The 19,636-nt window shown below is 65.3% G+C and carries 24 protein-coding genes and 1 tRNA gene; 6 read left to right on the plus strand and 19 right to left on the minus strand.

From position 1 onward, the window contains the following. The first annotated feature begins 55 nt into the window (after positions 1-55). Complete coding sequence (gene phaC / locus ACP693_RS11345; protein WP_426016780.1) at positions 56-1,996, plus strand: class I poly(R)-hydroxyalkanoic acid synthase; 1,941 nt, start codon at positions 56-58, stop codon at positions 1,994-1,996. Then, on the plus strand, positions 1,993-2,370 hold the full coding sequence (locus ACP693_RS11350; RefSeq protein ID WP_426016778.1) for a hypothetical protein: 378 nt from the start codon (positions 1,993-1,995) through the stop codon (positions 2,368-2,370). Before phaC ends, ACP693_RS11350 begins: the two co-directional genes overlap by 4 nt. Here ACP693_RS11350 and msrB read toward each other — a convergent pair. From msrB to rplM, 4 genes are all read right to left on the minus strand, one after another. Further along, the gene (gene msrB, locus ACP693_RS11355) at positions 2,367-2,870 is read right to left on the minus strand and encodes a peptide-methionine (R)-S-oxide reductase MsrB (RefSeq protein ID WP_426016776.1); all 504 of its coding nucleotides are present in this window, start codon (positions 2,868-2,870) and stop codon (positions 2,367-2,369) included. The genes ACP693_RS11350 and msrB overlap by 4 nt on opposite strands. A gap of 40 nt (positions 2,871-2,910) precedes the next feature. Continuing rightward, entirely contained in the window at positions 2,911-3,846 is a 936-nt protein-coding gene (gene argC, locus ACP693_RS11360) for an N-acetyl-gamma-glutamyl-phosphate reductase (RefSeq protein ID WP_426016775.1), read from the minus strand. Positions 3,847-3,947: 101 nt separating this feature from the next. Continuing rightward, positions 3,948-4,442 (minus strand): 30S ribosomal protein S9, encoded by a 495-nt coding sequence (gene rpsI / locus ACP693_RS11365; RefSeq protein ID WP_135195973.1) that lies wholly within the window; start codon positions 4,440-4,442, stop codon positions 3,948-3,950. Between the two features lie 2 nt (positions 4,443-4,444). Then, the gene (gene rplM / locus ACP693_RS11370) at positions 4,445-4,918 is read right to left on the minus strand and encodes a 50S ribosomal protein L13 (RefSeq protein WP_135196089.1); all 474 of its coding nucleotides are present in this window, start codon (positions 4,916-4,918) and stop codon (positions 4,445-4,447) included. 265 nt (positions 4,919-5,183) lie between these two features. On the opposite strand from rplM, the gene ACP693_RS11375 reads away from it, so the two are divergent. After that, on the plus strand, positions 5,184-6,569 hold the full coding sequence (locus ACP693_RS11375; RefSeq protein WP_426016774.1) for an alkaline phosphatase PhoX: 1,386 nt from the start codon (positions 5,184-5,186) through the stop codon (positions 6,567-6,569). On the opposite strand, the gene ACP693_RS11380 is transcribed toward ACP693_RS11375, so the two are convergent. Further along, complete coding sequence (locus tag ACP693_RS11380) at positions 6,538-7,638, minus strand: COX15/CtaA family protein (protein ID WP_426016772.1); 1,101 nt, start codon at positions 7,636-7,638, stop codon at positions 6,538-6,540. The genes ACP693_RS11375 and ACP693_RS11380 overlap by 32 nt on opposite strands. 135 nt (positions 7,639-7,773) lie before the next feature. On the opposite strand from ACP693_RS11380, the gene ACP693_RS11385 reads away from it, so the two are divergent. After that, a complete protein-coding gene (locus ACP693_RS11385) occupies positions 7,774-8,025 on the plus strand; it encodes a transglycosylase (protein ID WP_426016771.1) in 252 nt (83 codons plus the stop codon). Next, positions 8,025-8,219 carry a DUF2842 domain-containing protein gene (locus ACP693_RS11390; protein ID WP_135195977.1) on the plus strand — a complete coding sequence of 65 codons (195 nt, stop codon included), beginning with the start codon at positions 8,025-8,027 and terminating at the stop codon, positions 8,217-8,219. Before ACP693_RS11385 ends, ACP693_RS11390 begins: the two co-directional genes overlap by 1 nt. A 64-nt stretch (positions 8,220-8,283) precedes the next feature. Here ACP693_RS11390 and ACP693_RS11395 read toward each other — a convergent pair. The 7 genes from ACP693_RS11395 to ACP693_RS11425 all read right to left on the minus strand — a co-directional run bounded on the left by ACP693_RS11395 (position 8,284) and on the right by ACP693_RS11425 (position 12,436). Continuing rightward, positions 8,284-8,360, minus strand: a tRNA-Pro gene (locus tag ACP693_RS11395). A gap of 59 nt (positions 8,361-8,419) precedes the next feature. After that, on the minus strand, positions 8,420-8,827 hold the full coding sequence (locus ACP693_RS11400) for a MerR family transcriptional regulator (RefSeq protein WP_426016769.1): 408 nt from the start codon (positions 8,825-8,827) through the stop codon (positions 8,420-8,422). 5 nt (positions 8,828-8,832) lie between these two features. After that, the gene (locus ACP693_RS11405) at positions 8,833-9,141 is read right to left on the minus strand and encodes an integration host factor subunit alpha (protein ID WP_135196090.1); all 309 of its coding nucleotides are present in this window, start codon (positions 9,139-9,141) and stop codon (positions 8,833-8,835) included. A gap of 89 nt (positions 9,142-9,230) precedes the next feature. Further along, positions 9,231-10,208 carry a beta-ketoacyl-ACP synthase III gene (locus ACP693_RS11410; protein ID WP_425983898.1) on the minus strand — a complete coding sequence of 326 codons (978 nt, stop codon included), beginning with the start codon at positions 10,206-10,208 and terminating at the stop codon, positions 9,231-9,233. Continuing rightward, positions 10,205-11,281 (minus strand): phosphate acyltransferase PlsX, encoded by a 1,077-nt coding sequence (gene plsX / locus ACP693_RS11415; protein ID WP_425983900.1) that lies wholly within the window; start codon positions 11,279-11,281, stop codon positions 10,205-10,207. The genes ACP693_RS11410 and plsX overlap by 4 nt, the downstream gene beginning before the upstream one ends. Positions 11,282-11,387: 106 nt before the next feature. Then, positions 11,388-11,906: a YceD family protein gene (locus tag ACP693_RS11420; protein WP_426016768.1), complete on the minus strand. Its 519-nt coding sequence runs from the start codon at positions 11,904-11,906 to the stop codon at positions 11,388-11,390. Positions 11,907-11,911: 5 nt separating this feature from the next. Then, positions 11,912-12,436, minus strand: a complete 525-nt coding sequence (locus tag ACP693_RS11425) for a ubiquinol-cytochrome C chaperone family protein (RefSeq protein ID WP_426019571.1) — start codon at positions 12,434-12,436, stop codon at positions 11,912-11,914. Positions 12,437-12,527: 91 nt separating this feature from the next. Between ACP693_RS11425 and ACP693_RS11430 the strand changes: the two genes are divergently transcribed. Next, on the plus strand, positions 12,528-13,007 hold the full coding sequence (locus ACP693_RS11430; protein ID WP_409717904.1) for an outer membrane protein assembly factor BamE: 480 nt from the start codon (positions 12,528-12,530) through the stop codon (positions 13,005-13,007). A 74-nt stretch (positions 13,008-13,081) separates the two neighbouring features. On the opposite strand, the gene ACP693_RS11435 is transcribed toward ACP693_RS11430, so the two are convergent. The 7 genes from ACP693_RS11435 to ACP693_RS11465 all read right to left on the minus strand — a co-directional run bounded on the left by ACP693_RS11435 (position 13,082) and on the right by ACP693_RS11465 (position 19,574). Next, the gene (locus tag ACP693_RS11435; protein WP_426016766.1) at positions 13,082-15,229 is read right to left on the minus strand and encodes a sodium-translocating pyrophosphatase; all 2,148 of its coding nucleotides are present in this window, start codon (positions 15,227-15,229) and stop codon (positions 13,082-13,084) included. Between the two features lie 175 nt (positions 15,230-15,404). Next, positions 15,405-15,839: a hypothetical protein gene (locus ACP693_RS11440; protein WP_426016765.1), complete on the minus strand. Its 435-nt coding sequence runs from the start codon at positions 15,837-15,839 to the stop codon at positions 15,405-15,407. A gap of 42 nt (positions 15,840-15,881) precedes the next feature. Beyond that, entirely contained in the window at positions 15,882-16,871 is a 990-nt protein-coding gene (gene thiL, locus ACP693_RS11445) for a thiamine-phosphate kinase (protein WP_426016763.1), read from the minus strand. Beyond that, on the minus strand, positions 16,871-17,395 hold the full coding sequence (nusB, locus tag ACP693_RS11450) for a transcription antitermination factor NusB (protein ID WP_409717916.1): 525 nt from the start codon (positions 17,393-17,395) through the stop codon (positions 16,871-16,873). The genes thiL and nusB overlap by 1 nt, the downstream gene beginning before the upstream one ends. Next, entirely contained in the window at positions 17,392-17,853 is a 462-nt protein-coding gene (gene ribH / locus ACP693_RS11455; protein ID WP_426016762.1) for a 6,7-dimethyl-8-ribityllumazine synthase, read from the minus strand. The genes nusB and ribH overlap by 4 nt, the downstream gene beginning before the upstream one ends. Next, a complete protein-coding gene (ribB, locus tag ACP693_RS11460; protein WP_426016761.1) occupies positions 17,850-18,983 on the minus strand; it encodes a 3,4-dihydroxy-2-butanone-4-phosphate synthase in 1,134 nt (377 codons plus the stop codon). Before ribB ends, ribH begins: the two co-directional genes overlap by 4 nt. Beyond that, on the minus strand, positions 18,984-19,574 hold the full coding sequence (locus ACP693_RS11465) for a riboflavin synthase (protein ID WP_426016760.1): 591 nt from the start codon (positions 19,572-19,574) through the stop codon (positions 18,984-18,986). Positions 19,575-19,636 lie beyond the last annotated feature (62 nt).

The raw sequence follows: 19,636 nt of genomic DNA on the forward strand, positions 1-19,636 counted from the left end.
ACGCGCGGAAGGGCGGATGAACCGGCCTCCGATGCAGGAAGCGCGAAGGACGATCATGGCCAAGCTCCCAAAGACGCCGACAGACGCCGCCGAACGCCCCGCGCGCAAGGCCGGACGCCCCACTTCGGCCAAGCCCCGCCCCCCGCGCCAGCCCAAACCGAAGCCTGCCGAAGCGCAGGACGCGCCGGCTGAAACCGTCGCCGAGGCCGCGACCGAAACGGCCTTCCCCGGCGCCGCACAGGCCGAGATGATCGAGACCCTGTCGATGAACCTGGCCAAGGCGGCCATGATGGCTCAGAGCGCGATTGCGGAAGCTGCCCTGACCCAGGCCGACCGCCCCGCCGCCCTGTCACCTGATCCGTTCAATGTCGCCCCCGCGATGACTTCGGTCATGACCAGCCTGGCTGCACAGCCCGACAAGATGATGCAGGCGCAGGCCGATCTGTTCGGTCGCTATATGCAGCTCTGGTCCTCGACCGCCCGACAGGCGGCGGGCGAGGCGCCCGATCCGGTCCCCGTCGACAAGCGGTTCAAGGACCCGGCCTGGTCCGAAAATCCCATGTTCGACATGATGCGGCGGTCCTATCTGCTGACGTCGGACTGGATGAACGGCCTGATCGCGGGGGTGGAGGATGTCGATCCGACGCTGAAACGCCGCGCCCAGTTCTTCACCCGCCTGCTGACCGACGCCTTCTCGCCGTCGAACTTCCTGGCGTCGAATCCCGTCGCGCTGAAGGCCCTGGCGGAAACCAGCGGTGAATCGCTGGTCAAGGGGATGCAGAACTTCGCCGCCGATCTGGAACGCGGCGGCGGGTCGCTCCGCATCAGCCAGGCCGACTACGGCAAGTTCGTCGTCGGCGAGAACGTCGCCACCGCACCGGGCCAGGTCGTCTGGCGCGATGAGCTGTTCGAACTGATCCAGTATGCGCCGACGACCGAGAGCCAGCACGAGATCCCGCTGCTGATCTTCCCGCCGTGGATCAACAAATTCTACATCATGGACCTCCAGCCGGCGAACTCGCTGATCCGCTGGCTGTCGGCCCAGGGCTTTACGGTGTTCGTCTGTTCCTGGGTCAATCCGGACAAGGACAAGGCCGGTTTCGGCTTCGACCAGTATCTGGAAAAAGGCATCTATCGCGCGGTCGAGAAGACGCTGGAACAGGCGGGCGCGAAGCAGTTGAATGCCGTCGGCTATTGCATCGGCGGCACCCTGCTGGGCGCCGGCCTCGCGCACATGGCGGCCAAGGGCGACAAGCGGGTCGCCGCCGCTACCTTCTTCGCCGCCCAGCACGACTTCGCCGAGGCGGGCGACCTGCTGCTGTTCACCGATGAGCACTGGATCGCCGAGATCGAGCGTCAGATGGATGCGGCAGGCGGCGTCCTGCCCGGCGCGGCCATGGCCGAGACCTTCAACGCCCTGCGCTCCAATGACCTGATCTGGTCCTTCTTCATCAGCAACTATCTGCTGGGCAAGGATCCGCCGGCCTTCGACCTGCTGTTCTGGAACGCCGACCAGACACGGATGCCCAAGGCGCTGCATCTCGACTATCTGCGCCAGATGTATGGGGCCAACGCCCTGGCCCAGGGCGCCTTCCAGATCGGCGGACTGACGGCGGACCTGTCGAAGGTCTCGATCCCGCTCTATTTCCAGGCCAGCCGCGAGGATCACATCGCGCCGATGAACTCGGTCTATCGGTCCGCCAAGCTGTTCGGGGGCAATGACGTCACCTTCACCCTGGCGGGATCGGGCCATATCGCCGGCGTCATCAACGCCCCTGCGGCCAAGAAATACCAGCACTGGACCAATGCCGCCCTGCCCCCGACCCTGGCCGAATGGCAGGCTGACGCGTTAGAGCATCCCGGCAGTTGGTGGGACCATTGGTCTGCATGGTTGGCCAAGCGTGCCGGAAAGCAAATCCCCGCCCGCGATCCTGAAAAGGGGCCCCTAAAGCCCATCGAGCCGGCCCCCGGCAGCTATGTGAAAGTGAAGTCTTGAACCGTATCGAACCCAACGCCCTGCTCGCGATCAGCACGGGGGTGGCGCTGATCCTGCTGATCATGACGGCCAGCGTCTTCGGCGAGACCGGAAATACGGTGAAATACATCATCTCGGCCGTGATCTGCTCGGCCGCCTTCGTCCTGCTGAACGGACGTATGGCCAAGGCTATGAAGCGCCCGGCGGTTCAGCCGATGATCCACCTCGACACGCCCGGCACGGCGGTATGGGCCGGCCTGTTTCCTCTGATCGTCATCGGCATGGCGTGCGCGCCGGTCTTCTTTGCGGGTCACGATTATGGGCTGCTGGTGATCATCGCCTCGGTCATCTTCGGCCTGACCGTCGATTCCGCCATTCGGGCGCGGCGCGGCTAGGCCGCGACGAACTTCAGCGCCACGCCGTTGTTGCAGTAGCGCAGGCCGGTCGGACGAGGGCCGTCGTTGAACACATGTCCCTGATGCCCCAGGCAACGGGCGCAGTGATATTCCGTGCGTGGAATGCCGATGGCCAGATCGCGCTGTCTGCCGATGTTGGCGGCGATCACGTCATAGAAGCTGGGCCAGCCGGTGTGGGAATCGAACTTCCACTGCGACCGAAACAGCGGCAGGTCGCAGCCCTTGCAGACGAAGTTCCCGCGCCCGTGCTGGTCGTTCAAGGGACTGGAATAGGGCCGCTCCGTCCCCTCGTGCCGCATCACGCGCCATGAGGCATCGCCCAGTCGGCGTCGCCAGTCGGCATCGGAGACGCGCCGATAGGGCGAGGTCGCATACTGCCCCTCCCCCGCCTCGGAGGGTTGGGGAGAACAGGCGGACAAGGCAAGCGCGCCGGCGCCCATCAGAAGGCCCCGGCGATGCACGATCAGGGACTGGGTCATGTCCTTCATACGAAGAGCGCGGCGAAATGGTTTCAGCCGCTCAGATCAAGCCGATCGTCTCGTCCAGCCCCAGCATGATGTTCAGGTTCTGCACCGCCGCACCTGACGCACCCTTTCCCAGGTTGTCGAGCAGGGCCACCAGTCGTGCCTGCTCGCCATTGCGGTCGCCGAAGACGTGCAGACGCAGGCGGTTGGTGCCGTTCAGGCCTTCGGGTTCCAGACCCGACAGGACCTCGGTGTCTTCCAGATCGGCGACCTCGACGAAATGCTGTCCGTCATAGGCTTCGACCAGTGCGCCGTGCAGGCGTTCGACGGATGGCGTCTCCGGCAAGGCGGCCAGATGCAGCGGAACCTCCACCAGCATGCCCTGCCGATAGTTTCCGACAGCTGGAGCGAACAGCACGTCACGGCTCAGCCCCGTGTGTTTCGTCATCTCCGGCACATGTTTGTGCTTCAGCGACAAGCCGTAGGCCCGATAAGCGGTCGCGGCGCCTTCGGCTTCGAATTCGGCGATCATGGCCTTGCCGCCCCCGGAATAGCCCGACACTGCATTGACCGTGACCGGATAGGTCGTAGGCACCAGCCCCGCCTTCACCAGCGGTCGCATCAGCCCGATGAAGCCGGTGGGATAGCAACCGGGGTTCGACACGAACGACGACCGCGCGATCCGATCACGCTGACCTGCGTCCATCTCAGGGAAGCCATAGGCCCAGCCTGGTGCGACCCGATAAGCGGTCGAGGCGTCGATCACCTTGACCGAAGGGTTCACGATCATGGCCACGGCTTCCCGCGCCGCATCATCCGGCAGGCACAGGATCACCGCATCGGCGCCGTTCAGCGCCTCGCGCCGCGCATCCACATCGCGACGCCGATCGCCCAACAGAATCAGCTCCAGATCCGGGCGCGCTTCCAGCCGCTCGCGGATCTCCAGCCCCGTGGTGCCGGCCTCGCCGTCAATGAAGATGGTGTGGGTCATAGGCTGCTCCTGACCCTCCTCCCTTGCGGGAGAAGATAGACAAGAAAAAGGGCGCTCCGGGTGTCCCCGAAGCGCCCCAAATCCAAACCGCGTGAACGCGATTAGCGCTTCGAGAACTGGAAGGAACGGCGAGCCTTGGCGCGGCCGTACTTCTTGCGCTCGACGACGCGGCTGTCGCGGGTCAGGAAGCCGTGCGGCTTCAGGACCTTGCGCAGTTCCGGTTCGAAGTGCGTCAGGGCGTGCGACAGGCCGTGGCGGATGGCGCCGGCCTGGCCCGACAGACCCGAACCTTCGACGGTGCAGATCACGTCATATTGCGTGGCGCGGTCCGAAACGGTCAGCGGCTGGGCGATCATCATGCGCAGCACGGGACGAGCGAAATATTGCTCCTGGTCCTTGCCGTTGACGGTGATCTTGCCGGTGCCTGGCTTCACCCAGACGCGGGCGATCGCGTTCTTGCGCTTGCCGGTCGAATAGGCGCGGCCCTGGGCGTCCAGCTTCTGGACATAGACGGGGGCGTCGTTCTCGACCGAGGAGCTCAGGCCCTTCAGGGCGTCGAAGCCGGTGGCGGCGGTGTCTTGCGTCGCGTCAGTCATGCTCAGGCGCTCCGGGTGTTCTTGGGCGACGCCGACTTGAAGTCGATCGTTTCCGGTTGCTGGGCTTCGTGTTCGTGTGCGCCGCCGGCGAACAGACGCAGGTGCGTCATCTGCTTGCGGGCCAGCGGGCTTTCTTTCGGCAGCATGCGCTCGACGGCCTTCTCAAGCACGCGCTCGGGGAAGCGGCCGCCCAGAACCTTCTCAGGGGTCGTCGACTTGACGCCGCCAGGGTGGCCGGTGTGGCGGTAATAGACCTTGTCGGTCGACTTCTTGCCGGTGAACACGACCTTGTCGACGTTGGTCACGACGACATAGTCGCCGCAATCGACGTGCGGGGTGTAGTCGCCGCGGTGCTTGCCGCGCAGACGGTTGGCGATGAAGGTCGCGAGGCGGCCCACCACGACGCCTTCGGCGTCGATGTGGATCCACTTCTTCTCGACCTCGGCCGGCTTCAACGAAGCCGTAGTGCTCTTCAGCATTGAGAGGGTTCCTGGAGACGAAAATCGGGTCCGGCCCCTGAAGGAACCGAATGAAGGCGCGCTGATACAGGAGACGATTGGTCGCGTCAACGCACACAAACGCAACGTATTCACCATACCGCTTTGTTTTCATGTCATTTTCTAAATACGGTATTAAAATACCCGACGCCGTGCTGCCATTTGGCGTTACAAAATAACAAAAATCGTCATCAAACCATGATCATTCCGAGGCATCGGGGGCCGACACCTTCGGAGCCTTCTCATGATCCTTCACCGTCGCGGCCTGATCGCCTCCAGCGCCGCCGCCGCCTTCGCCGGTCTGGCGCGCCACGCCTCCGCCCAAGCCGCCGGCGAAGAAACCTACGTCAACGAGGTTCATGGCTACGGTCCGCTGGTGCGCGACACGAACCGGCTGCTCGACCTGCCCGAGGGCTTTTCCTACCAGGTCGTAGCCCAGAGCGGCGACACCATGGCCGACGGCCTGTTCGCGCCGGGACAACCGGACGGCATGGCCTGTTTCCCGCTCGAAGGCTCGCGCGTCGCCCTGGTGATCAATCACGAGCTCAAGGGCTCGTCCGGCCTGCACCGCAACCTCGGCCCCGGCGGTCTGCGAGAGGAGCGGCTCGGCCTGCTGGACGCCGCCAAGGCCTATGACACCTACAAGGACGGCCGCCCCCTGCCCGGCGGTTGTTCCACCATCATCTACGATCTGGCGGCGCGTCAGATGGTCAGCCAGCATCTGACCCTGGCCGGCACCTCGACCAACTGCTGCGGCGGCCCGACGCCCTGGGGCAGTTGGCTGACCTGCGAGGAAACGCTGGAGACGCCGGCCGACGCCGATGTGACCAAGAACCACGGCTGGGTGTTCGAGGTGCCGGCGACGGCGACCGGCCCCGTCGATCCCGTGCCGCTGAAGGCCATGGGGCGTTTCGACCACGAGGCCGTCTGCGTCGATCCCCGCACTGGCATCGTCTATCAGACCGAAGACGACAACACCGGCCTGTTCTACCGTTTCATCCCCAATGTCCCGGGCAAGCTGGCCGAGGGCGGGCGGCTTCAGGCCATGGCCTGGAAAGGCGTGCCCGCCGCCGACACCCGCAACCAGGACGCCCGCACCTGGGCCGTCGGCGACTGGCGCGAGATCGAATGGATCGACATGGACGACGTCGAATCCCCCAACGGCGACCTGGCCAAACGCGGCCATGCGGCAGGCGCCGCCCTGGTGGCGCGCGGCGAAGGCGTCTGGTGGGGCGACGACGAGATGTATTTCACCGCCACCTCGGGTGGACCGATCCGGCGCGGCCAGGTCATGCGACTGGTTCCCGGCCTGAACGGCACGGCCGACCGTCTCCAGCTGTTCGTCGAAAGCACGGACCTGAAAACCATGAACATGGCCGACAACATCACCATCGCGCCGTGGGGCCACCTGATCCTGTGCGAGGACAACTATTCCTCCGACGTGCGTAACCACCTGAAAGGGGTCACCCCGGACGGCAAGGTCTACACGATCGGACGCAATGTCTTCACCGGCAACTCCGAGTTCGCCGGCGCCTGTTTCTCGCCGGACGGAGAGGTGCTGTTCGTCAACATCATGTATCCGGGAATGACCCTGGCGATCAGAGGCCCATGGTCCTCGGTCCGGACATGAAGATCCGGGGCTGAGCCCGCAGCACCAGCCACAGGTTCGCCGTCGCCACAGCCAGGACGACGGCGGCCCCGGCCTGGTGCAGCACACCCAGCCACACCGGCACGGCGTGAATCAGGGTGACGATGCCCAGCACGGCCTGGAACCAGACCACGCCCGCCAAGACGAAGGCGGCCAAGCCCATTCCCTCGGCCACGCGCCAGCGCCAGGCTTGGAAGGCGTAGATGCTGACCGCGATCAGCAGGCCATAGGCCACCAGCCGGTGATTGAACTGCGTCAGGGCCTGGTCGTGCAGGAAGGCGCTCGCCCCCAGGCTCCAGTCCGCCGGCGGCAGCACCGCGCCGTTCATCAAAGGCCAGTCGGTGTAGACCAGACCTGCGTGCCCGCCCGCGACCAGGGCGCCCAGCAAGCACTGCGCGAAGACAGCGCCCAACAGGAAACCGGCGCCCCGCGCCCAACCAGACGGCGGCCGTCCGTGGTCCTCGCCGTGCCACGCCTCCAGCGCTGTCCAGATGAGCGCCGCGAACAGGATGAAGGCCAGGCCCAGGTGCGTCGCCAAACGCTCCGGCGCGACGCTGACCCGCTCGGACAGGCCGCTGGACACCATCCACCAACCGATCAGACCCTGCAGCCCGCCCAAAGCCAGCAACAAGACACAACGCCAGATCAGCCGGTCCGGCATGGCCCATTGGCGGAACAGCGAACGCGGCGGCGCCACACGGCACAGCAGGAAGAAGATCAGCGGCAGGGCGAACACCAGGCCGATCAAACGGCCGATCAGCCGGTGCAGCCATTCCCACCAGAAGATGCCCTGAAACTCGCCCAGGCTCATGCCGGCGTTGACCTGCGCGTATTGGGGGATCTGCTTGTATTTGTCGAAGGCCTCGGCCCACTGGGCGTCGTTCAGGGGCGGGATCGCGCCCATGATGGGCTGCCATTCCGTGATCGACAGGCCCGAGCCCGTCAGACGCGTGATGCCGCCGACAACCACCATCAGAAAGACGATGGCCGCCGTGGCGAACAGCCAAACGGCGACGGCGCGATTGCGATCTGGATTTCCGAAACGGTTCATTCGACGCCCGACACTGACCCGGATATGGTGTCGCGCTCGACGATGACCAAATCGCGACCGGTGCGGTATGCCCGCCCGGAGCGACAAGATCGAGTCGGATTGAGTTAACGGCGCTGACGCCGCAGGAGATCAGGGTTGCAATACGCCGATATCGCCGCCGCCGTTGTGGGCGGCCTGCTGCTGGCCTGGATCGCGGACCTTCTGACGGGCCGTCGCGGCTTCGGCGGCACCAGCCTGGTGTCCGGCGTCGGCCTGGCCTGTGGCTGGTTCTTGGCCGTGCGCGTTTTCGCCATCAGCACCATGGACAGCTGGGTCTGGGTGCCGTGGGCCCTGGTCGGATCGGGGTTCTGCCTGGTCGCCTTCTTCCTGTTCAGGAACAAGCGCTGATGCACCCGCGACTGCGTCGCTTCGTCGCCGCGATCGGCGTGCTGGCCTTCCTGATCTTCTGGGTCTGGGGCCTGATCGCCCTGCGCGGAATGCTGCCTGCGTCGCAGTGGATCGATTTCCTGTTCTTCGGCATCGGCGGCACCGCCTGGGGCCTGCCGCTCATTCCGCTGCTGAAGTGGGCCGAGCGCGGATAGGCCCAGATACGACGATGGGGCCGCCCGCAAGGACGACCCCATCAACATCATTCTTTTGCAAGAATGGTCGGAGCGACAGGATTCGAACCTGCGACCCCTTGACCCCCAGTCAAGTGCGCTACCAGGCTGCGCCACGCTCCGAAGGCGCTCCCTATAGACGGGGGGATCGTCGTCCGCAAACGCTAAAACGACTTTTCCACCTACCGTGAAAGAACGGCGTCCAGACGGGCCTTCGCCTGCTCCAGATCGGCGAGAACCTGATGCAAATTCGAGGTTTCGAGCCGCCCCGCGCCGGATTTGGCGGAACTGATCGCAACGTCGCCGTCCTCGATCAAGGCGGCGGCTTCAGCCCCGATCAGCTTTTTAAGCCCCTGTTCCGTGTGCAGACGCTGGACGCCGCGAATCGTCAGGCCGTCATCGTGCAGCAGCCGCTTGACCGCCTTGAGCACAGCGATGTCCTGAGGACGATAGAAGCGCCGCCCGCCTGCGCGTTTCACCGGCGTCACGAAGGCGAACTTGGTTTCCCAGAAGCGCAGTACATGCTGGGGCGCGCCGACCTCTTCGGCCGCTTCGGAAATGGTGCGAAAGGCATCGGCGCTCTTGGCCACGCGCGTCAATCCTCGACGACGGCGTCGTGAACCCGGCTCTTCATGATCTGCGAGGCGCGGAAGCTGATGACACGGCGCGGATTGATCGCCGCCGGTTCGCCGGTCTTGGGATTGCGGCCCATTCGGGCGCGCTTCTCGCGAACCTGAAAGACGCCGAAGCCGGACAGCTTCACCGTCTCGCCGCGTTCCAACGATTCGACGATCAATTCGAGGGTGCGCTCGACCAGGCTTGAGCACTCCTGACGGGACAGGCCGACCTCATTGTGTACGGCTTCGCACAGGTCAGCGCGCGTCACGGTCTGTTGGCCTGCCATCATATCCCCGCTCATGCGATCCGCTCGCATTCATAGGGCCGCAAAGGCCCCGAAAAATCAATGCCTATGCCCGATTTAAAGTCGCCACCTCAGAGCCGCAGGGCGCAGGCGCCCCAGGTCAGACCGCCGCCCATGGCTTCCAACAGGATCATGTCGCCCTTCTTGATCCGTCCGTCCTGGATCGCGGCGTCAAGCGCCAAGGGGATGGAGGCGGCCGAGGTGTTGGCATGGGTCGCGACAGTCGAGATGACCTTGTTCTCATCCAGGCCCAAGCGGTCGCCTACGCCCTTGATGATGCGCTGGTTGGCCTGATGCGGCACGAACCAGTCCACGTCCGCGATCTCGATGTTCGCGGCGGCGCAGGCGGCGGTGATGCCCTCGGCGATATTCACCACGGCGTGACGGAACACCTGATTGCCGGCCATGCGCAGATGACCGACGGTTCCGGTCGTAGACGGGCCGCCATCGACATACAGCAGATCGGTCTTGGAGCCGTCGGCGCGCAAGGCGAAGCCCAGCATGCCCTGATCGTCGGACGTCCCCTGCCCTTCGCGCGGTTCCAGCACCACGGCGCCGGCGCCGTCGCCGAACAGGACGCAGGTGGTCCGGTCGGTCCAATCCATCAGCTTCGTCATTTCTTCGGCCCCGATCACCAGGGCGCATTTCGACAGGCCACGGGCCACGAAACCGTCGGCGACGCTCAAGGCATAGACGAAGCCCGAGCAGACCGCCTGCACGTCGAAGGCGATGCCGACGCCCGCGCCCAGCTTGGCCTGAACGATCGAGGCGACGGCCGGAAAGGTCATGTCGGGCGTGGTGGTGGCGACGATGATCAGATCGACGTCCGCCGCTGTCTTGCCGGCGTCGGCCAGCGCCTTCTTTGCGGCTTCGACCGCCAGGTCGCTGGTCGGCTGGTCGTCGCGCGCCTTGTGGCGCTGTTTGATGCCGGTGCGCTCCTGGATCCATTCGTCGGACGTATCGACGAACTTGGCCAGGTCAGCGTTGGTGACGATCTGCTCCGGCAGATAGGAGCCGACGCCGGTCACGGCGCTGCGGGTGACGCTCACTGAAGGGGTTCTCCCACGGATGCGGCGGGCTTGGCGGCATGATCGAACACCGCGTCCAGCTTGCCCAGGTTGTCCCCCACCTTGCTCATATAGTCACTGCGGGCCAGATCGACAGCGATGCGGATCGCATTGCCGAATCCCTTGGCGTCGGCGCCGCCGTGGCTCTTCACGACAATACCGTTGAGACCCAGCAGCGGCCCGCCATTGATGGTGCTGGGATCGATCTTCTGGCGCATTTTCTTCAGCGCCGGCATGGCGATGACGGCGCCCAGTTTCGACTGCAGGTTCGAAGTCAGGGCCTCTTTCAGCAGGGCCGAGATATAGCGCGCCGTGCCTTCGGCGGTCTTCAGCGCGATATTGCCGGTGAAGCCATCCGTGACGACCACGTCCACCGTGCCCTTGGCGATGTCGTCGCCCTCGACGAAACCGTGATAGTTCAGGTCGAACGGGCCGTCGCGCAGGATGGCGTGAGCCTCCTTGACCTGTTCATTGCCCTTCATGTCCTCGGACCCGACGTTCAGCAGGCCGATCGTCGGGCGCGCGATGCCGCGCACCGCCGACTGGAAGGCCTCGCCCATGATGGCGAACTCGACCAGTTGCTCGGCGTCGCTGCCGATATTGGCGCCCACATCCAGAACCGCGGTATGGCCCTTGAAGGTCGGCCAACTGGCGACGATGGCCGGCCGCTCCAGCCCCGGCGCGGACATGCGCAGAATCAGTTTCGAGATCGCCATCAGGGCGCCGGTGTTGCCGGCCGAGACGACCCCGCCTGCCTGTCCCGTCTTCGCCGCCTCGATGGCGTTCCACAGACTGGAGCCCTTGCCGCGCCGCATGGCTTGGGCCGGCTTCTCGTCCATGGCCACGACCTTGTCGGTGTGACGGATTTCGCAGATGTCCGCCGCCAGGCCGCAGCGCGCCAGTTCGGGGGCGATCTTGGCCTCGTCGCCGTGCAGGAGGAAGCGAACACCTTCGCCGTCATGGGCGCGGATGTAGCTGCGGATGCCGGGAACGACGACGGATGGCCCGTGATCGCCGCCCATGGCGTCAAGCGAGATCGTAACTGGGGCTGGCAAATGGACCTCGTTTGGCCGCGTCGTCTTGTCGCGCGACGCTTGGCAGTATGCGCTGAACGATAGCGCCGAAGCCGGGGGATGCAACCACCCGGCCCCTGCGTCAACCTCAGCCTTTATCGTCCTGAGATTTAAGCGCCTTCAAGGCGGCGAAGGGTGAAATCTCGCCCGGCTCCTCCGGTTGCACGAATTCCGCGCCCGGCTTGCGCGGGAAAGGATCCAGGGACAGCAGCAGTTGTTCGACGGCGTACTGACCCAGGTCGATCTTGCCGTCCTCGATCACGTCGGCGTCTTCCTCGTCCAGCGTGACCTCGATCTCCTCAGTCTCCTGAGGCTTGGCCTGGACCAGCTGGATCGAAAAGCGGCGATCCACATCGACGGGCAAGGGCTCCAGCGTCAGGCCGCAGGACTGAACGGCATGGGCCGTGATACGCCCTTTCAGGGTCCACTCGCTGGTGGACGGTGTCGGCGTCACGTCGAAATCCACGACGAAGTCTTCGAGGCCTTGCAGATCCAGGGCGCGGGCGATTCGCTTGCGCGTGTCCGCATCCGGTTCGAGCTTCCGGTTCAGTCCGGCCCCGATCTGATTGACCCGCACCGTCTCGCTGTAGGGGAGCGTCACGCTCATCTGTCTTAAACTTCCGCCCAGGCCGGCGTCGCCAGCACCTTGTTGAAATCCTGCGCCGCCAAGGCTGCGCGTGTGGTCAGCGCATAGCGCGCCAAGGTCTCCGAGTGCGCCGCATCCGGCTCCGCATAGACGTTCTTCGCCATCGCCTCGGCCAGCCCGCCCGCGTCACCGGCGCGCAGCGGCTGCTCATAGGCGTTCATCCGACCATACAGGGCCTCGCCCAGCTTGCGCATCTTCTTGCCGACCGCAACATCGCCGACGCCTTCCTCACGCAGGGCATGATCAAGCGCGGAGACATAGACGTCGAACACATCCTGGGCCGCATCCTGGCCCTGGGCCGTATTCTCGTCGCGCAGCCGCAGCACCAACAGCAGCACGTGCAACGTATAAAGCTCGAATCGGGCGTCGATGCGGTCGGCGACTCCCAGCCGCGTATAGAAGGCCGGATTGCGCGCTTGGCCGACGGCCTTGGCATACAGATCGTCGCCGATTTGGACGCCGGGTCGGGCTTTGAACAGGTTTTTGAGCATGGGTTTCAACGGCCCCTTTTCCGCCGCGCCGTTGAACTAGGACGCAGGTCCGTCTAGGTCAAAGACCTTGTTCTCTCGCAGGCGCCCGACCATGTCCCGTTTCGTCCCGCTTTTCGTCGCCGTTTCGCTGGCCGGCCTGTCCGCCGCCTGTGCTCCGACCATCGGCTCCAACGGCTTCCAGGCCATCGACGCCAAGCCGCAGGACGTGGTCGCCGGCACCGACACCAAGGAAACGGTCCTGGCCAAGCTGGGTTCGCCCTCGACGACCTCGACCTTCGAGCCTGATCAGGTCTGGTACTACATCAGCCAGACGACCGAGAAATACACCTACAACCTGCCCAAGGTCTCCACCCGCACGGTCACGGAGATCACCTTCGTTCCTCAAGGCGACCAGGTCGCGTCGGTCCGCACCCTGGGCCTGACGGACGGCGAGCAGATCGCCATGAACCGCAACGAGACCCCGACACGCGGCCGCGAGCTGACGGTGCTGGAACAACTGCTGGGCAACGTCGGTCGCGGCCAGCTGCCCCGAACCGACGAAGACACGCCGGGCCAACGCCGCCCCGACTAAGGCGACCTTCTTCCCAAACAAAGACGCCCCGGAGATCGTTCTCCGGGGCGTTTTCGTATCCGCAGTCTGACGACCTAGCCGATATTGCCGCTCGCCAGCACCGCCAGCAGAAGCAGGGCGACGATGTTGGTGATCTTGATCATCGGATTCACCGCCGGGCCGGACGTGTCCTTGTAGGGATCGCCGACCGTATCGCCGGTCACGGCCGCCTTGTGGGCTTCGGAGCCCTTGCCGTGGACGACGCCGTTCTTGTCGGTGAAGCCCTCCTCGATCACCTTCTTGGCGTTGTCCCAGGCGCCGCCGCCCGAGGTCATGGAGATGGCCACGAACAGACCGGTGACGATCACGCCCATCAGCATGGCGCCCAGGGCCGCAAAGGCGTTGGCCTTGTCCGAGATGCCCAGGATGGCGACGAACAGAACGATGGGCGACAGCACCGGCAACAGCGACGGCACGATCATCTCGCGGATCGCCGCCTTGGTCAGGATGTCGACGGCCCGGCCGTACTCCGGCTTGACCTCATAGGTCATGATGCCGGGGTTCTCGCGGAACTGACGCCGTACCTCGGCGACCACAGCCTCGGCCGCACGTCCCACCGCCATCATCGACATCCCGCCGAACAGGAAGGGCAACAGCCCCCCGAACAGCAGACCGACGACGACATAGGGGTTGGTCAGATCGAAGGCGATCGGCCCCATGTCGGCAAAGAACGGATAGTCCGCCGGATTGGCCGAGAAATACTGCAGGTCCGACGTGTAGGCGGCGAACAGCACCAGCGCGCCGAGGCCCGCCGAACCGATGGCGTATCCCTTGGTCACCGCCTTGGTGGTGTTGCCCACGGCGTCCAGCGCATCCGTGGAATGACGCACATCGCTGGGCAGGCCCGCCATTTCGGCGATGCCCCCGGCGTTGTCGGTGACTGGCCCGAAGGCGTCCAGCGCCACGATCATTCCCGCCACGCCCAGCATGGTGGTGGTGGCGATGGCGATGCCGAACAGGCCCGCCAGCTGGAAGCTGGCGACGATGCCGACGATGATCGTCAGGGCCGGAAGCGCGGTGGATTCCAGCGACACCGCCAGCCCCTGGATCACATTGGTGCCGTGTCCCGAGACCGAGGCGTTGGCCACGGACTGTACAGGCCGGAAGTTCGAGCCGGTGTAATATTCGGTCACCACCACGATCGCCGCCGTCACCGCCAGACCGACCATGCCGGACCAGAACAGCGCCATCGGCTGAATCTCAAGGCCGCTGGCCGTCACGATCGGCCCCGTCACCATCTGGTTTATCACCCACCACACCGCGCCGATGGACAGGACGCCGGTCACGATCAGGCCCTGATACAGGGCTCCCATGATGTTCTGGCTCTTGCCCAGCCGCACGAAGAAGCTGCCGACGATGGAGGTGACGATGCACACCGCGCAGATCGCCAGAGGCAGGACCATCATCAGATCGACATAGGGCTGACCCCGAAAGAAGATCGCCGCCAACACCATGGTCGCGACGGTCGTCACCGCATAGGTCTCGAACAGGTCGGCGGCCATGCCGGCACAGTCGCCGACGTTGTCGCCGACGTTGTCGGCGATGGTCGCGGCATTGCGAGGATCATCCTCTGGGATGCCGGCCTCGACCTTGCCCACCATGTCGCCGCCCACGTCGGCGCCCTTGGTGAAAATTCCCCCGCCCAGACGCGCGAAGATCGAGATCAGCGAGGCGCCGAAGCCCAGCGCCACCAGCCCGTCGATCACCTCACGTCCGGTCGACGCCAGGCCCAGATGTTGGGTCAGGACAATGTAGTAGCCCGACACGCCAATCAGGGCCCCGCCCGCGACGAACATGCCGGTGATGGCGCCCGAGCGAAACGCCAGGTTCAGCCCCTTGGACAGGCTTTCGGACGCCGCTTGCGCCGTGCGCACATTGGCCCGCACCGAGATCAGCATCCCGGCATAGCCGGCCGCGCCGGACAGGACGGACCCGATCAGGAAGCCGATCGCGGCGTAGATGCCGATCAGGAAATAGGCGGCGATCAGGATCACGATCCCGACGATGCCGATGGTCAGATATTGCCGCTTCAGATAGGCGGAGGCGCCTTCCTGGATGGCGGCGGCGATCTCTCGCATCTTGTCGTTGCCGGTGCTCGCCTTCATCAGCACGGCGGTCTGAGCGGCGCCATACAGCACCGCCAGCACACCGGCCGCGAAGACCAGCGTAAGTGAGTTCGTCATTGGCGTTTCCATGCCCTTGCAAACAGGCGCGCAGGCCTTGGCGCGGTCGGGCGTTATCGCCTCTGTCCGCCTTCCGGTCCCCCCGCACGCGGCGGACGCGTCAGTGCGTCCTTTGGGATTTGCAAGAGGAGCGTGTCATGGCCTTACAGGTCGCGCAACCGTGATCGACGAGCCGTCAACGCGTCGTCGGTATGCCCGTGCGGCGTCTTGGGCTTTGCGACACGATTTCGACGCCAGTGATCGAGCCTCGCCCGGAGATCGCGTTTGCAGCCGCCAAGACGGCGGCGGACAGCGTCTGTTCGTTCAGACGCGTCCAATCGCCCGCGACGGTGAACGGCGTCCGATGCGCGGCCTTGACCAGAGCGTCACGGAAGAACGCTTCCTTGGGCCGCATCTGTTCGACCGTCTTACCTCGCCCCAATTGAAGGCGCAGCGCCACGAAGACGTAGTTCCTCAGTCGGCCGCCCTCGATCACGGGCAGGCCCAGGCCGGCGATGCTCAGCGCGGCCGGCGCGGCGGGCGCGTCGCTGCTGCTCGATGCGGTTGCGGATGTGGCGGCCGCCCCGGCGAGAGCGGCGGTTCCGGCGGTGATCAGGGAGCGACGGTTCATCCGTCGCTTATGACGCAAGGCCGTTAGGATTCCCTTGCCACCTCAACCGTGGGTCCAACCGCCGCGCGCCATGACGATGGGCAGGCCGTCATAGGTGACGGTCAGGCCTGATCCAGCGGTCACCTCGCCAATTCGGGTCAGACGCAACAGTCGGCGTTCAGCCTCGCGACGCAGGGTTTCTTCGTGGCGCGGGTGGGCGGTGAAAGCGATCTCATAGTCGTCGCCGCCGCTTGCCAGGTCTTCCAGCGACAGCTGCGGATCAACCCGGTCCGCAAACCAGGCCTGGGCCGCCGCCGACAGAGGCAGGACGTTCAGGTTCAATGAGACGCCTACCCGGCTCGCTTTGGCGACATGGGCCAGATCGGCGGCCAGGCCGTCCGAGACATCGACCGAGGCCGTCGCGAAATCCCGCACGACATCGGCGAAATCCACGCGCGGCGTCGGAGTGCGGTAGTGGGTCGCCAGGGCCGCGAGGCGTTCAGGCGCCAGCGACAGCTCGCCCCGGGCCGCCTTCAAACCCAGCAGGCCGTCGCCGATTGCGCCGGTCACGAACACCAGATCCCCGGCCTGGGCGCCTGCACGCGACACGGACGCACCCGTCGGAACCCATCCCAAGGCCGTCAGCGAGAACGTCGCCGGGCCGGGCGTCTTCACGGTGTCCCCACCCAGCAGAAAGACGCCGAACTCCGCCTGATCCTCGGCCAGACCGGCCGCAAAGGCCTCGCGCTCCGGCCAGCCGCAGCGTTCGGACCAGCAGCAGGCCATCAGATAGCCGAATGGCTCGGCCCCCTTGGCCGCCAGATCCGAAAGGTTCACCCGCAGCAGCTTCTTCGCCACCGTGTCCAGCGGATCGTCCGGCAGAAAATGCACGCCCTCGACGAGGGCGTCCTTGGTCAGGACCAGATCATAGCCGGGACGCGACGGCAGGACCGCCACATCGTCGGCAAGCCCCCTGCCCCATTCGGGATGGGCCAGGGGCCGCAGCAGCCTCTCGATCGTCTCGAACTCGCCCGCGACGTCGAGCGCCGGCATTATTTGCGCGTGTCTCTGGACACGCCGTCCAGAGCCGCATTGACGAAGCGCGCCTCGGAATCGTCGAAGAAGGCCTTCGCCAGTTCGACATATTCGTCGATCACGACCTCGCGCGGCGTCTCCGGGTGTTTGATCAGCTCCCACGCGCCCGAGCGCAGCAGGGCGCGCAGGGTGGCGTCGAGCCGCTCCAGCTTCCAGTTCGAGGCCAGGCGGGCCTTGATGGCCGCGTCGATGTCGCGCTGGCTTTCGATCACACCGCGTACGATGTCGGCGAAATAGGCCTCGTCGGCCTCGGCTAGGGCCTCGCCTTCGATATCGGTGTCGAAGCGGAAGTTGGAGAATTCGGTGATCACCGTCTCCACGCCTTCGCCCGCCAGTTCCATCTGATACAGGGCCTGGACGGCGGCCAGGCGCGATACGGTGCGGGCGCGACGCTGTTTCGAGCTCAGATTCGGCTCGGCGCGCTGCTTTTCGGCTTCGGCGAGTTGTTCGAGGACGGCTTTGACGCTGTTCGGTTCAGTCATGCACCGACGCCATGACGCAACCGCTTCTTCAATGCAATGAGGTCGAGGCAGGCCTTGGCCGCGCCGCCGCCCTTATCCCCTTCCGAAAGACGGGCCCGATACCAGGCCTGATCCTCGTCTTCGGTCGTCAGGATGCCGTTGCCGATGATCACGCCCTTGACGCCCAGGGCCATGATGCCGGCCGCCGATTGGTCGGAAACGATCTCGAAATGATAGGTCTCGCCGCGGATGATCGTGCCCAGGGCCACATAGCCGTCATAGCGAGGCGCGGTCGGGAAACGCCCGGCCTCCTCGGCCAGGGCGATGGCCGGCGGCACTTCAAGCGCGCCGGGCACGGTGATGACGTCGAAGTCGGCGCCACGCGCCTTCAGCGTCTCCTTGGCGCCTTCCAGCAGGGCGTCGGCCAGGTCGTCGTAGAAGCGCGCCTCGACGATCAGAATACGGGGTGCGTCAGTCACGCCTTGTCTTCTCCATCCATGTCGCGCCAGCCGACGATGCGCAGGCCATAGCCTTCAAGCGCCGTCGGTTCGGGTCGCGTCGAACTCATCACGATCATGTCCTTGACGCCCAGGTCCAGCAGGATCTGAGCCCCGACGCCATAGGCACGCAGCGACCGATCCATCGCCGCCGGTTTGTCCACGCCCGCCAGCCGCTCGGCCAGCGAGGTCAGCGACGGATCGCGCAGGAAGACGACGACGCCGGGGCCGTCGTGTTCGGTGATCTGCTTCAGGGCGGTGGGCACATAGTCCTGGCGCTCCTCGACATGGCCCAGCAGATCGCAGGCGAAATCCACCTGGTGCATCCGCACCAGGGTCGGCTTGGTCGGGTCGATGCGGCCCTTGACCAGGGCGACGTGCTCGGCGCCTTCGATGGTGTTCTTGTAGAGCATCAGCCGGAACGGACCGCCGTGGACGCTCTCGAACGGCGTATCCATGATCCGCTCGACAAACCGTTCGGTGCGGCGGCGATAGGCGATCAGGTCGGCGATGGTGCCGATCTTCAGCCCATGAAGTTGGGCGAAGGCGACCAGATCGGGCATCCGCGCCATCTCCCCGTCGTCCTTGATGATCTCGCAGATCACACCTGCCGGGGTCAGGCCCGCCATGCGGCTGATGTCCACCGCCGCCTCGGTATGGCCGGCGCGGACCAGAACCCCGCCGTCGCGCGCCACCAGAGGGAAGATGTGGCCGGGCGAGACGATGTCGTCCATGCCCTTCGACGCGTCGGTCGCCACATGGATGGTGCGCGACCGGTCGGCGGCGGAAATGCCGGTAGTCACGCCGTCCTTGGCCTCGATCGAGACGGTGAAGGCGGTCTTCATGCTCTCGCGGTTGTCGGCGGCCATCGGCGGCAAGCGCAACTGGTTCGCGCGCTCCGCCGTGATGGCCAGGCAGACCAGGCCGCGCGCCTGGCGGATCATGAAGTTGATCTGGTCGGGGGTCGCGAACTGGGCGGGGATGATGATGTCCCCCTCGTTCTCACGATCCTCGGCGTCCACCAGAATGTAGGGACGGCCGTTGCGGGCGTCCTCCAGGATGTCCTCGATGGGACTGATCGGACTATCGTTCATGTTTGCGGCCAGTTGCATTCAGGCGGTCTCCTGCCACCGTGCGAGGTATCGCGCCAGCATGTCGATCTCCAGATTGACCGGATCACCGACTTTCAGACGACCCAAGGTCGTCACCTCCCACGTATGCGGGATGATGTTCAGCGAGAATATCTGCCCCTCGACGGCGTTCACCGTCAGGGACACGCCATCGACAGTGATCGATCCCTTGGCGGCGATATAGCGGTGCAGGGGCTCGGGCGCCTCGACCTCGACCTGGTGCGATCCGCCCTCTGGCGTGATCGAGACGATCCGCCCCAGACCATCGACATGGCCCGACACCACATGGCCGCCCATCTCGTCGCCCAGTTTGGCGGCGCGCTCCAGATTGACGCCGTCGCCGGCCTTCCAAGCGCCCAGGGTGGTCTTTGACAGGGTCTCGTTCGACACTTCGACGGCGAACCAACCGGGGCCCTTTTCCGTCACCGTCAGGCAGCAGCCCGCATGGCTGATCGAGGCCCCCAGGTCGATGCCGTCGGTGTCCCAGACGGTTTCGATCTCGTAGCGGCGGTCGCGATCCGTCTCGCGGACCTCGCGGACGCGGCCGATGTCGGTGACGATGCCGGTGAACATTGGACGCTGGCCCCTTTCGGACCCGAAAAACACAGTCTGAATAGTCTAATCGTCTGAAATCG

This window comes from Brevundimonas sp. TWP1-3, from assembly GCF_049896085.1.
GTDB lineage: Bacteria > Pseudomonadota > Alphaproteobacteria > Caulobacterales > Caulobacteraceae > Brevundimonas.